General features: G+C 68.1%; 13 protein-coding genes. 7 read left to right on the top strand and 6 right to left on the bottom strand.

Features of this window, described 5'->3' with window-relative positions; genetic code table 11:
* Nucleotides 1–17: 17 nt before the first annotated feature.
* The 3 genes from fsa to jaqu_RS13720 all read left to right on the top strand — a co-directional run bounded on the left by fsa (nucleotide 18) and on the right by jaqu_RS13720 (nucleotide 2,743).
* Nucleotides 18–671, top strand: a complete 654-nt coding sequence (gene fsa, locus jaqu_RS13730; protein WP_043919564.1) for a fructose-6-phosphate aldolase — start codon at nucleotides 18–20, stop codon at nucleotides 669–671.
* Between the two features lie 462 nt (nucleotides 672–1,133).
* Nucleotides 1,134–1,823, top strand: coding sequence for a DUF484 family protein (locus jaqu_RS13725; protein ID WP_043919563.1), 690 nt, complete (start codon nucleotides 1,134–1,136; stop codon nucleotides 1,821–1,823).
* Nucleotides 1,820–2,743, top strand: coding sequence for a tyrosine recombinase XerC (locus jaqu_RS13720; protein WP_043919562.1), 924 nt, complete (start codon nucleotides 1,820–1,822; stop codon nucleotides 2,741–2,743). The genes jaqu_RS13725 and jaqu_RS13720 overlap by 4 nt, the downstream gene beginning before the upstream one ends.
* A gap of 18 nt (nucleotides 2,744–2,761) precedes the next feature.
* Here jaqu_RS13720 and jaqu_RS13715 read toward each other — a convergent pair whose 3' ends face one another.
* Nucleotides 2,762–3,499: an SDR family NAD(P)-dependent oxidoreductase gene (locus jaqu_RS13715; protein WP_043919561.1), complete on the bottom strand. Its 738-nt coding sequence runs from the start codon at nucleotides 3,497–3,499 to the stop codon at nucleotides 2,762–2,764.
* 61 nt (nucleotides 3,500–3,560) lie between these two features.
* On the opposite strand from jaqu_RS13715, the gene jaqu_RS13710 reads away from it, so the two are divergent.
* Nucleotides 3,561–3,941, top strand: coding sequence for a rhodanese-like domain-containing protein (locus jaqu_RS13710; protein WP_043919560.1), 381 nt, complete (start codon nucleotides 3,561–3,563; stop codon nucleotides 3,939–3,941).
* Nucleotides 3,942–3,962: 21 nt separating this feature from the next.
* Here the strand turns inward: jaqu_RS13710 and jaqu_RS13705 are convergent, their stop codons facing one another.
* Nucleotides 3,963–5,171: a mandelate racemase/muconate lactonizing enzyme family protein gene (locus jaqu_RS13705; RefSeq protein WP_043919559.1), complete on the bottom strand. Its 1,209-nt coding sequence runs from the start codon at nucleotides 5,169–5,171 to the stop codon at nucleotides 3,963–3,965.
* Complete coding sequence (locus jaqu_RS13700) at nucleotides 5,168–6,184, bottom strand: alcohol dehydrogenase catalytic domain-containing protein (RefSeq protein WP_084629847.1); 1,017 nt, start codon at nucleotides 6,182–6,184, stop codon at nucleotides 5,168–5,170. The genes jaqu_RS13705 and jaqu_RS13700 overlap by 4 nt, the downstream gene beginning before the upstream one ends.
* A gap of 143 nt (nucleotides 6,185–6,327) precedes the next feature.
* Here jaqu_RS13700 and pcaD point away from each other — a divergent pair, with 143 nt between their 5' ends.
* The 3 genes from pcaD to jaqu_RS13685 all read left to right on the top strand — a co-directional run bounded on the left by pcaD (nucleotide 6,328) and on the right by jaqu_RS13685 (nucleotide 9,819).
* Nucleotides 6,328–7,101, top strand: a complete 774-nt coding sequence (pcaD, locus tag jaqu_RS13695) for a 3-oxoadipate enol-lactonase (RefSeq protein ID WP_043919557.1) — start codon at nucleotides 6,328–6,330, stop codon at nucleotides 7,099–7,101.
* A gap of 95 nt (nucleotides 7,102–7,196) precedes the next feature.
* Nucleotides 7,197–8,495 carry a lyase family protein gene (locus jaqu_RS13690; protein WP_043919556.1) on the top strand — a complete coding sequence of 433 codons (1,299 nt, stop codon included), beginning with the start codon at nucleotides 7,197–7,199 and terminating at the stop codon, nucleotides 8,493–8,495.
* Between the two features lie 73 nt (nucleotides 8,496–8,568).
* Nucleotides 8,569–9,819 carry a TCR/Tet family MFS transporter gene (locus tag jaqu_RS13685; RefSeq protein ID WP_043919555.1) on the top strand — a complete coding sequence of 417 codons (1,251 nt, stop codon included), beginning with the start codon at nucleotides 8,569–8,571 and terminating at the stop codon, nucleotides 9,817–9,819.
* On the opposite strand, the gene jaqu_RS13680 is transcribed toward jaqu_RS13685, so the two are convergent.
* Genes jaqu_RS13680 through jaqu_RS13670 form a run of 3 tightly spaced genes read right to left on the bottom strand, consistent with a single transcriptional unit; the run spans nucleotide 9,816 to nucleotide 12,317 of the window.
* Nucleotides 9,816–10,832, bottom strand: a complete 1,017-nt coding sequence (locus jaqu_RS13680) for a threonine ammonia-lyase (RefSeq protein WP_084629841.1) — start codon at nucleotides 10,830–10,832, stop codon at nucleotides 9,816–9,818. The genes jaqu_RS13685 and jaqu_RS13680 overlap by 4 nt on opposite strands.
* Nucleotides 10,814–11,638, bottom strand: coding sequence for an alpha/beta fold hydrolase (locus tag jaqu_RS13675; RefSeq protein ID WP_043919554.1), 825 nt, complete (start codon nucleotides 11,636–11,638; stop codon nucleotides 10,814–10,816). The genes jaqu_RS13680 and jaqu_RS13675 overlap by 19 nt, the downstream gene beginning before the upstream one ends.
* Complete coding sequence (locus jaqu_RS13670) at nucleotides 11,631–12,317, bottom strand: haloacid dehalogenase type II (protein WP_043919553.1); 687 nt, start codon at nucleotides 12,315–12,317, stop codon at nucleotides 11,631–11,633. Before jaqu_RS13670 ends, jaqu_RS13675 begins: the two co-directional genes overlap by 8 nt.
* Nucleotides 12,318–12,321 lie beyond the last annotated feature (4 nt).

Here is a 12,321-nt window from a genome sequence, read left to right as displayed (position 1 = left end):
TCTTCCGGGAGGCTGCCATGAAATTCTTCGTCGACACTGCCGATATCGACGCCATCCGCCGCCTGAACGAGATGGGCATGGTGGACGGCGTGACCACCAACCCCTCGCTCATCAAGAAATCGGGCCGCGACATCCTCGAGGTCACGAAAGAGATCTGCGACCTCGTCGACGGTCCGGTCTCGGCCGAGGTGGTGGCCACGGATTACGACCAGATGATGAAAGAGGGGCGCCATCTGGCCCAGATCGCCCCGAACATCTGCGTCAAGGTCCCGCTGACCTGGGACGGGCTGAAGGCGTGCAAGACGCTTTCGGACGAGGGGACCAAGGTGAACGTGACGCTCTGCTTCTCGCCGAACCAGGCGCTGCTCGCGGCAAAGGCCGGGGCGACCTACATCTCGCCCTTCATCGGCCGGCTGGACGACATCGTGCTCGACGGGATGGAGCTGATCCGCGACATCCGCGAGATCTACGACAATTACGATTTCAGGACGCAGATCCTCGCCGCCTCCATCCGCAGCGCGAACCACATGAAAGAGGCCGCGCTGATCGGCGCCGACGTGGCCACCGCACCGCCCAACGTGATCGAGGGCATGGTCAAGCATCCCCTGACCGCCGCGGGCCTCGACGCCTTCGTCAAGGATGCGGCCGATGCGGGGATCAAGATCGTCTGATCTGCACGGCGTCGGCGCCCCGCCGCCGGGGAGCGCTGCGTCCAGCCGGCGCTCCGCCCTCCCGGACGGCGAATGCTGTCCCGGATGCCAGACCGGACGGGGAGGCCGCGTTGCGGCCCCGTCACGGCGCCCCATCGGATCGCACCCCGCGGCAGGACATTGCCCTGCTTCTTCTCGGCTCAAATACTCCCGCCGGAGGCCCGGATCGGACGGGGCTCGATGCCCCGTGCGATCCGCTCCCGGGCGTGCCGCGCAAGGCGGCGCGCAACCGTCCCGGTGCCGATTTGTGCAGACGGGGGGTGCACAGGGGGTGCACAGAGGGTGTACGTAACATATCGGCAACAGAGGCCGCTTCTGATGCAAGCGCGCACCGCATCCGGCAGACCGCTTCGGGGCGGATATCCCGACCGCCCGACCTGTGCTAAACGACCCGAAAACGGCACTAGACCGGAGCAGAGGCAGATGACGGCAGATACCGCGCAGGACGCGTCCGATTGGCGTGACCGCATCCTCACCGACCCAGAGATGATCCTCGACGATCGCGACCTGATGCGCGCGCTGATCGCCGCCAACGAGGCGCAGATGGGCAAGAACATCGTGGACATGCGCGGCATCGCCATGGAGCGGCTGGAGGCCCGGCTCGACCGCCTGGAGGACACCCACCGCAATGTCATCGCCGCCGCCTACGAGAACCTCTCGGGCATGAACCAGATCCACCGCTGCGTGCTGCAATTGCTGGACTGCGCGACGATGGGAGAGTTGCTCGACGCGTTCGAGACGGACATCGCCCCGATCCTTCGGGTGGACCGGATCCGCCTCGTCCTCGAAAGCGCCGATCCGGCCTCCCCGCACCCTTCCGTCACCACCGTCCAACCCGGCGAGGTCATGCGGCTGGTCGGCCGCGGCGGCAATCTTCGCCCCGCCGTCCTGCGCCAATGCGCTCCGGGCGAGACCATGGTCTTCGGCAACGATGCGCAGGACCTCCGCTCCGAGGCGTTCCTCACGATGAACCTCGGCCCCGGCCGCCTTCCGGCGCTGCTGGCGATGGGGTCGGAGGACCCGCACCAGTTCCGCTTCGGCCAAGGCACCGATCTGCTCGTGTTCCTCGCCGAGACCCTCTCCCGGATCCTGCGACGCCATCTCGACGGATGAGTCTGGAGCTGTCCGCCGGCCTGCGCGACGCCCTGCAGGCTTGGGGAGAGCACCTTCGCGCGCTCGACGATGCGTCGGACGCGACGCTGCGCGCCTATCTGGCCGATCTGCGGCATTTTCTGACATTCCTCGCCGAGCATCGGGGCGGCCCGATGGGCGTGGCCGCCTTCAACGGGATCGGCGCGACGGACATGCGGGCCTGGATGGCCCATGAACGTCGCCGCGGCGTCGGCGCGCGATCGATTGCGCGACGGTTATCGGCGGTGAAGGCCTTCACACGGTGGTTGTCGGAGCGCGAGGGCTTCGACCCCTCCGCGATCCTCTCCACCCGCGCGCCCCGGTTCCGCGCGCCCTTGCCGCGCCCGCTGCCCTCGGACGCGGCGAAGGACCTGATCGACACGATCGGCCACCAGCATGCGGAGCCTTGGATCGCCGCCCGCGACGTGGCGGTCGCGACCCTGCTTTATGGCTGCGGGCTGCGGATCTCCGAGGCGCTCGGCCTCACCGGGGCGGCCCGGCCGCTGCCGGAGGTGCTCCGCATCACGGGAAAGGGCGGCAAGGAACGTCTTGTCCCGGTTCTCCCCGTCGCGGCCCGCGCGGTCGAGGCCTACGCATCCGCCTGCCCTTTCGACCTGGCGCCGGACGCGCCTCTGTTTCGCGGCATGCGGGGCGGCGCGCTGAACCCGCGTCTGATCTCTGGCGTGATGGCCCAGGCCCGGATGCAGTTGGGTCTGCCCGCGACCGCCACGCCGCACGCCCTGCGGCACAGCTTCGCCACGCATCTGCTCGAGGCCGGGGGCGACTTGCGCGCGATCCAGGAATTGCTGGGCCACGCATCGCTGTCGACCACGCAGGCCTATACGGCGGTGGACACGGCGCACCTGATGGAGATCTACGCCAAGGCCCATCCCCACGGCTGAAGCACGTATCTCTGCGCGTCAGACCGTGTAATTCAGCGCCAGCCGCCCGCCATCGACAAAGACCGTCTCGCCCGTGACGTAGCCGGCCTTGTCGGATGCGAGAAAGGCCACGACGTCGCCGATCTCTCTCGGAGTGCCCGGCCGGCCCAGCGGCGTACGGCTCATGGCGCGGCGATAGGCTTCCTCGTCGGCATTGACGGCGGCCATCATCGCGGTGTCGATGCTGCCGGGTCCGACCGCATTGACGCGGATGCCGTGGGGGGCCAGTGCCAACGCCGCGACCTTCGTCACCTGCGCCACCCCGCCCTTCGAGGCGCAATATCCGGCGATCGCAGGGATCGCGACCTGCTGGTTGATCGAAGACATGTTGACGACGGCGCCCCGGATCCCGTCGCGGACCATCGCCTTGGCCGCCCGCTGCGTGGCGAGGAAGACGCCGACGAGGTTGATGTCGAGCACCTTGCGGAATTGCACCTCGGTCATCTCCAGGAAATCGGCACCGATGGCGATCCCGGCATTGTTGACCAGCACGCTGGCCGTCCCGACCTCGGCCTCCATCCGGTCGAACAGATCCGCGATAGCCGCGCTGTCGCCCATGTCGACCACATAGCCGGTCCCGCCCAGCGCCTTGGCAGCCTCTTCGACCTCAGGCTTGATGTCGGCCAGGACAATCCGGCAGCCATCTTCCTTCAGCGCCTCGGCACAGGCATATCCGATCCCCTGTGCGCCACCGGTGACGAGTGCGATACGGTCCATCGTGGCCCCTCCCTGTTTATGCCTGCTTGAACCCGGCGGACGGGGGCGTCAACGTGAGCCCATGAAGACAGCCGAACAGATGGTCGCCGAAGCACGCACGCGCATCCGCGAGATCGACGTCGCGGATTTGCGGGCGATGGATCCGGACGACGTGGTGATCGTCGATATCCGCGACGTGCGCGAACGCGCCAAGGGCCGGATCCCCGGTTCGGTCCACGCGCCGCGGGGCATGCTGGAATTCTGGTGGGACCCGGAAAGCCCGTATCACCGCGATGTCTTCGCACAATCCGGCAAGACCTACGTGCTGCATTGCGCGATGGGATGGCGCAGCGCGCTTGCGGCCGACACGCTGACCGGGATGGGCTTCGACGTCGCCCATCTGGACGGGGGGCTCGACGCCTGGAAAGAGGCCGGGGGCGAGATTGAAATGCCGGAGCGATGAGTCGGTTCCGAAGGCGCCCTGTCAGCCCCCGGTGAAACGGTTTCCGGCCGCGTAGTCCGGCGGATCCTCCTGCATCTCCAGGTGCAGACGGTCGCCGGTAAAGGGATGCGCCCGCGCCAGATCCTCGTCGAAGGCCAGTCCCAGACCGGGCGTGTCCGGCACGGTCACGCAGCCGCCCTCGACACGGGGACCGCCGCCCAACGCGTGGTGAAACGGCGACTCTATGGCCTCGACCATCAGCAGGTTCGGGATCGCCGCACCGAGTTGCACCGACGCCGCGAACTCGACCGGTCCCGCGTAGAGATGGGGGGCCAATTGGACCCCGAATCCCTGCGCCATGGCCGCGATCCGCAGCCCCTCGCCCACGCCGCCCGCGCGTCCCAGGGCAGGTTGCAGGATCGACGCGCCCCCCGCCCGCAGGAGTGCTGCGAACTCGCTTAGGCCGCAGAGCCGCTCTCCACTGGCGACGGGCACCGGTTGGCCCGCCGCGACGGCCGCGTGGCCGGGCATGTCGTCGGGGGGCACCGGTTCTTCGAACCAGAGCGGGTCATGGGGCGCGATGGACCTGCCCAGCCGGATCGCGCCGGATGCCGTGAACTGTCCGTGGGTTCCGAACAGCAGGTCCGCGCGATCCCCGACGGCCTGACGGATCGCGCGACAGAACGCGACCGAAAGCGCGATATCCCTCTGCCCCGGCTCATGGCCCCCGCGGATCGTGTAGGGACCGGCCGGATCGAACTTGACCGCCGTCCAGCCCTCTTCGACGCGCTGCGCCGCGACTTCCGCGGCCATGTCCGGCGAAATCCAGAAGTCATCGCCCATACCCGGGTCGGGATACAGGTAGGTATAGGCCCGCAGACGATCGTTCAGCCGCCCGCCCAGCAGCTTGTGGACAGGCCGGTCCAGCGCCTTGCCCAGAATGTCCCAGCACGCGATCTCGATCCCCGACCATGCGCCCCAGACGGTGAGGTCGGGCCGCCCGGTAAAGCCGGAGCCCCAGACCCGCCGCCCCATCAGGGCGGTGTCGGCCGGGTCGCTCCCCTCGCAATGGCGGTCGAAGACGTCGGCGATGACCGCACTCATCACTTCGGGGCCTATGGCTGCCGCGTAGACCTCGCCATAGCCGGAGATCCCGCAGGCGGTCGTCACCTTGGGGAGGATCCAGTAGCGCCCGCCCCAGCCCGGCGCGGGTGGCGCGACGACGAAGACCTCGCATTCCGCAAGCTTCATGCGGGCCCCCCGATCCGGATCACGTTGCGACGGCCCCTCCCGGCTTCGGTCTCAGCGAATGCTTCATTGATGCGGTCGAGGGGGAAGACGTCGGACACCAGCTCCTCCAGCTTCAGCCGTCCCTGCGCGTAGAGGTCGAGGATCCAAGGCATGTCGCGCCGCAGCACGACATCGCCCATCCGCGTCCCTCGCAGTCCCTGTCCGTAATAGGAAAGCAGCACGGGATCGTAATGGCCGACCGTTCCCAGATGCGGCATTCCCACCAGATAGGCCGTTCCTTGCGGGGCGCACCAATCCAGCGCGCCGTCGATCACCGGTCCGGCGCCCACGGTCACGAAGACATGATCCGCCAGCCGGCCGAGACGCTTCAGCGCGTCGGGACCGTCCTCGGCGAGCGCCACGTCGGTCGCGCCGAATTCGCGGGCCGCTTTCAGCTTCGCGTCACTCAGATCCACGGCGAGGATGCGCGCGGCACCCGCCAGACGGGCGGCCTGGATCGCGTTCAGACCCACGCCACCCGCACCGATGATGACGCACCAGTCACCCGGCCGGACGCGCGCGGTGTTCACCACGGCGCCCAGGCCCGTGATCACCCCGCAGGACAGGATGGCGGCCGCCTCGGGCGGGATCGTGTCCGGGACGGCGGCAAGCTGGCTCTGATGCACGGTGACGGCCTCGGCGAAGGCCCCGCAATTCATCGCAGCCACCGCCCCGTCGAGGCCGGGATGGTCGCCGGGTGTCGCGCATTGGGCTGGCGCGCCCCCGGCGCAGGACGGGCAGTCGCCGCATGACCGCATCAGGGTGACCAGCACGCGTTGACCCACCGCCATGCGCGTGCCCGGCCCGACCGACGAGATCCGCCCCACCGCCTCGTGCCCGTAGATCGCAGGCAACGTCCCGCCCCAGCCTCCACGCCAGAAGGTCACGTCGGAATGGCAGACGGCGCAGGCGTCGACTTCCACAGTCGCCTCCGATGGACCCGGCGCCGGAAGGCCGACCTCTTCGATCGTCATGGGTTCGCCGAAAGCGCGGCAGATCGCGGCACGAATTCTTCGCAAGCGTTTCCCCTCGTTTCGTCCGAGCCTGAAAGCCTAGCGGCTTGCGGACAAGCCCCCGACCGGCCAATCAGGCCGGTGTTCCGACATCGGAGGCACGGATGACACAACGGATCGCAGCAACCGACGGAACCGGGCTTCACGTGACGGTCGACGGGAACGGGCCGCCGATCCTGATGGCGAACTCGCTGGGAACGGACGTCCGCCTCTGGGACGGGATAATCCCCTCTCTTGAAGGATACCGGGTCATCCGCTGGGACAAGCGAGGGCATGGGAACTCGGAGGTTCCCCCGCCTCCCTACAAGATGGGGACGCTGGTCTCGGATGCGGAAGCGGTTCTGGACGCGCTTTCGATCAAGGCCGCCGTCGTAGTCGGATGCTCCATCGGCGGCATGATCGCTCAGGGCCTTGCCGTGAAGCGACCCGATCAGGTCCGCGCCGTCGTCCTGTCGAACACGGCGGTCAAGATGGGGACGGCGCAGATGTGGCAAGAACGGATCGACGCGGTCCAGGCCGGAGGGATGGAGGCCGTCGTCGACGCCGTGCTCGACCGCTGGTTCGCGCCCCGCTTCCCGGATCGCGCGCTATGGCGGCAGCGCCTGCTCGAGACGCCGGCGGAGGGGTATGCGGGATGTTGCGCCGCGCTCGCCGGGGCGGATTTGCTGACCCCCACATCAGGGCTGAGGCTGCCTGCCCTCTGCGTGGCGGGCGACCGGGACGGCGCCTCGCCCCCCGACATGGTGCGCGAGTTAGCGGACCTGATTCCGGGCAGCAGGTTCCACCTAATCCGCGGCTCCGGTCATCTGCCGATGGTCGATGCCCCGGACGCCTTCGCCAACGCTCTGACCGACTTCCTGACGGCGATCGGACACTGACGCGGCATCTCGGCCAGACCCATGGGAAAGCAGCGGGGCTGGAATACCCCGCGCGGTCTTGCCAGAACCCGGCCAGACCCGATCCGGAGCGCGCCATGTCCGTCACCCCCTTCGACGCCCCCCTTCATCGCGATCTCTTCGGCGATGCGGAGATCGGACGCCTGCTTTCGGACAGCGCCGAGATACGGTCCATGCTGATCGTGCTGGGCGCGCTGGCGAAGGCTCAGGGCGAGGCCGGGCTGATCCCGGAGACCGCTTCCGCCTTCCTTCACCGTGCGACGCTGGAAGTGCAGATCGACCCGGAGGGCCTTGCGGACCGCACCGGGCAGGACGGGGTCTGCGTTCCCGCCCTTGTCGAAGCGACCCGCAAGGCTCTGGAGGCGCCGGAGCATGCCCAGTACCTGCATTGGGGCGCGACCAGTCAGGATGTCATCGACACCGGCTTCACGCTAAGACTGCGCCGTGTGCTGGACGTGATCGCCGAACGGCTCGACCGGACGCTCGAACGGCTCGCGGACCTTGCGGAAACCCATGCCGAGACTCCGATGGCTGCGCGGACCTACGGACAGATCGCGACCCCGACCAGCTTCGGCGCCGTCGTCGCGGCCTGGGGCGAGGGGTTGCTGGCCGCGCGCGCCGCCTTGCCCGACCTGCGCCAAAGGGTCGAGATCGTCACGCTGAACGGTGCGGCAGGAACCCTGTCGGTCATGGGAGAGGCGGGTCCGGAGATCCGCGCCCACATGGCTCGCGCCCTGGGGCTGCATGTGCCGGATCGTGTCCCCCACGCGGACCGGAGCCACGTCGCCGAGCTCGCGGCCTGGCTGACGCGCCTGTCCACGGCCTGCGGCAAGATGGCGACCGACCTCTTGCTGCTGACACGCGATGGAGATGTGCGTCTCGAAGGCGGCGGCGGGTCCTCGACGATGCCGCAGAAGGTCAACCCGGTCGGCCTCTCGGTGATCCGCGCCCTCGCCCAGCATGCGATCGGCCTGAACGCCTCTCTGCAATCCGGTGCGATGACGTGGGACCAGCGGGACGGAGCGGCCTGGTTCGCGGAATGGCTCGCACTACCCCAGCTCGTCCAGACGGCCGGCCGGGCGGTCGGCCTGACCGCGGAGCTTTCGGTCGCTCCCGACCCCGCCCGCCTGCGCGCGCGCGTGGACGATCCGTCCGGCCTGATCCATGCCGAGGCGCTGCAGTTCGACCTTGCACGAGAGATGTCCCGCCCGGAGGCGCAGGCCCGAGTAAAGGAACTGGCCGCCGAGATCCGTTCGGAGGGCGGGAACCTGATCGAGACCGCGGGCCGCGACCCCGGAGCCTATGCGCCCGAAGCGCAATGGGGCGGGGCGCCAGAGGTCGCCCGGACCTTCGCGAGGCGCGTGCGGGACCTCTGACCCCGCAGGAGTCCCGGTGCAGGCCTGAAACGCCCGCGCTGGCGCGAGCCGCAGCAAGAGGCTACCGAAGGGGATGACCAGCGCCGAGATCCCGCGCGACACGCGTTTGCCCGTCCTCTTCGTCATGCTCACCGTCATGATCGAAGCGATGTGCATCGGCCTTATCCTTCCGGTGATGCCCGCGCTTCTGGAAGAGGTTCAGGGGACCGACCTGTCCGGCGCGGCACTCTGGGGTGGGCTGCTTGCGGCGGTCTACGCCTTCATGCAGTTCCTCTTCTCCCCGACGATCGGCAACCTGTCCGACAGGTTCGGACGGCGCCCGGTGCTCTTGCTGTCGCTCGCCGTGATCGCCGTGGATCACGTGATTCTCGCCCTCGCGCAGTCGATCTGGGTTCTGCTGCTGGGTCGCATCATCGCGGGGATCGCGGCGGCCACGATGTCGACCGCGCAGGCATTCATGGCCGATATCTCGACACCGGACAAGAAAGCCCAGAACTTCGGCCTCGTCTCGGCCGGCTTCGGACTCGGCTTCGTTCTGGGCCCGGCGATCGGCGGGTTGCTGGCCGAATACGGGTCTCGCGCACCGTTCTGGGCGGCAGTCGTCCTCGGCACCGCGAACCTGATCTTCGGCTTCTTCGTCCTGCCAGAGACGCTGCGCACCCGCCGGCCCTTCGACTGGCGGCGGGCAAACCCACTCGGCGGATTGAAGGCCATCGGATCGCTTCCGGGGGTCGGCGCGCTGTTGGCGGTCTGGTTCTTCTACCAGGTCGCGAACTGGGTCTATCCTGCCGTCTGGGCCTATTTCACCCAAGCGGCCTTCGGCTGGACGGAAAGAATGGTCGGCGTGTCCCTGGCGGTCTACGGCATCTCGATGGTGCTGGTTCAGGGCGGATTGATCCGGCTCGTCATCCCCCGTCTGGGCGAGCGGCGGACGCTGGCCCTGTTCCTGCCCTATAACGCCGTGATCCTGTTCTGCGTGGCTTTCGTGCCCTCGGGCTGGCTGATGCTTTTGCTGACGCCGCTATCGGCGATGGGGGCGCTGGTGGCGCCGGCCCTCCAGGGACTGGCGAGCCGGATCGCCTCGGATGACCAGCAGGGAGAATTGCAGGGCGTCCTCGCCTCGATCACCGCGGTGGCCGCCATCGTCTCGCCGCTGGTCATGACGCAAGCCTTCTTCTGGGGAACCTCGGGTGCGCGCGACTTTGCGGGCGCGCCGTTCCTGGTCGCTTTTGTCTTGATGGGCATCGCCTGGGCGCTCTACCGCCGTCCGCAGGATGCGGAAGTGGGCGAGCCCCGCCGATCCGACGTCCGGCAGGGCGGCTAAGCTGTTGCGAGCGCCTGCTCGAAGACGGCGCGGTCGACGTTTCCGCCCGATGCGATAGCCACGCAATCCGGCCCCTCCCGGAACAACGCCGCCGCCAGCGCGACCGCGCCGCCCGGCTCAAGCACGATGCGCAGGTATTCCCACGCCAAGCGCATCGCGCGCAGGGCCTCCTCTTCGGAGACGACGATCCCCGCGCCGCAGCGGACGGCCATCACCGGAAAGGTGAGCCGCCCGGGGGCGGGCGTCAGGATCGCGTCGCACAGGCCGCCCGCTTCCCGGTCATTCCGCTCGATTTCTCCGGAAACCAGCGAACGCGCGACGTCGTCATAGCCTTCGGGCTCGACCGGGCGCACATGGGCTGCCTCGCCTACTGCGATCGCAATGCCCGACGTCAGGCCACCGCCCCCACAGCATACGAGCACGTCTTCCACGCCCTCGGGCATATCCTGCGCGACTTCGAGTCCGCATGTCCCCTGCCCTGCGATGACGCGGCCGTCGTCGAATGGCTTGATGAGGGTCAGACCGCGATCCCGTGCGAGCCGCGCGCCGATCTGACCGCGATCTTCCTCGCCGCGCCGGTAGAGCACGACCTCGGCACCGTATGCGCGCGTGCGTTCGATCTTCACCGCCGGTGCGTCGTGCGGCATCACGATGACCGACGGGATGTCGTGAAGTGCCGCGGCATGAGCCACGCCCTGCGCGTGGTTGCCCGAAGAGAAGGCGATCACGCCCCACGCACGCTCATCCGGCGCGAGCCCGGAGATCGTGGCAAGGGCGCCCCGGAACTTGAAGCTGCCGGTGACCTGAAGGCACTCGGCCTTCACCCAGACACGGCGCCCTGCGATCCCGTCCAGAAGCGGCGCGTTCAGAAGCGGCGTCCGCAGCGCTCTCCCCTTGATCCGACTCGCGGCCTGACGAATGTCCTCTAGCGTCGGGGTCGTCTCGAAAGGGGCCTCCCAGATGGTCGCATCCGGATCGTCCGAGAGCCCCGGGATCACAGGAGCATCGTCCATTCGTTCAGCGCCTCCAGCGCCTCGGGTTCGTCCAGAAACGGCACATGGCCACGTCCGGGAACGTCGGCGAAGATCATGTCCGGCCGCCGCCGCCGCATCTCTTCGACGGTCGCAGGTGCCAAGAGGTCCGAGTTCGCACCCCGGATCAGCGCGAGCGGCAGGCCGCCGAGCGCATCGAAGAGCGGCCAGAGATCCGGGGCGGGCTGGGCCCCGGCCTCGAGCACCGCGTCGCGCAGTTTCGCGTCGTAGTTGATGGCGAGGCCATCAGGCGTCTCGCGATAATGCTTCTCGACTTCCGAACGCCATCGGCTTTCGGGAACGCCTTCGAACCCGGCCATGAGGCTGGCGCGCATCGCCACCGCCTCGTCCAGCGTCGCGGCGGCCGGTGGTCTGCCAAGGTAGTCGGTTATCGCCTCAAGCCCTTTCGGGTCGAGTTCGGGACCGATATCGACCAGACAGACACCGGTCAGCCGGTCCTTGGCGAGAACCGCCAAGGACATGGCGATCAATCCGCCTCGTGACGTGCCCAGCACCGCGACCCGGTCGAGGCCGAGATGGGCCAAAAGCTCCATCACGTCGCGCGTTTCGGTCGGGACGGTATAGGTCTTCCAGTCCGGCGCGCGCTGCGACTTGCCTCGCCCGCGATAGTCGAGGCGTATGACGCGGTGCTCCCCCAGCAGATAGGGAAGGACATAATCGAAATCGGTCGAATTGCGGGTCAGGCCCGACAGGCACAGTATCGGTTCGCCCTCGCCCTGATCTTCATACCAGAGCCGCAGATTGTCGGAGGTCCGGAACTCAGGCATCGGCGACGAGGTCCGGTAGCGCGGCAAGGTCCGTCAGGATATGGGAGGGCGTGCCCGGCAGGCGGTCCATCGGCGCATCGGTGCGATTGACCCAGACTGTTGTGAAGCCGTAATCCGCCGCCGCCGCCGCATCCCATCCGTTCGCCGAGACGAACATCACCTCATCCGTTGGGACGTCGAAGGTGCGGCCCACCATGTCGTAGACCGCCTTGGCCGGCTTGAAGACGCCAACACTCTCGACCGAAAGAACGTGATCCAGAAGGCGCGCGATGCCCGCGTACTTGACCGCGGCCGACAGCATCTCGGGCGTGCCATTGGAGAGGATACCCGTTGCCTTTTTTTTGTCCTTGAGCGCCCCCAGCACCTCGGGCACTTCCGGATAGGGAGAGAGCTCCCAGTAGAGCTGCATCAGCCTTTCGCGCATGGCCGGATCGTCCAGCCCCGAGGCGTCCAGCGCCCAGTCGAGCCCGTCGCCGGTCACCTGCCAGAAATCGGTATGCGTGCCGGTCACCGCCCGGAGCCATGTGTATTGAAGCTGCTTGTCGCGCCAATCGGCGGCGAGCTTGGGCCAGATCTCCGCAAGTGCCTCGAATCCGTCCTCTGCGGCCGCCTGACGTGCTGCCGCGCCGACGTCGAACAATGTGCCGTAGGCGTCGAAAATGCACGTCGTGATGGCCATCGCC

Source organism: Jannaschia aquimarina (genome assembly GCF_000877395.1).
In the GTDB taxonomy this organism is placed as follows: Bacteria; Pseudomonadota; Alphaproteobacteria; order Rhodobacterales; family Rhodobacteraceae; genus Jannaschia; species Jannaschia aquimarina.
The sequence above is the reverse complement of the archived record's forward strand: the minus strand, read 5'-3'. Positions and strand labels throughout refer to the sequence as shown.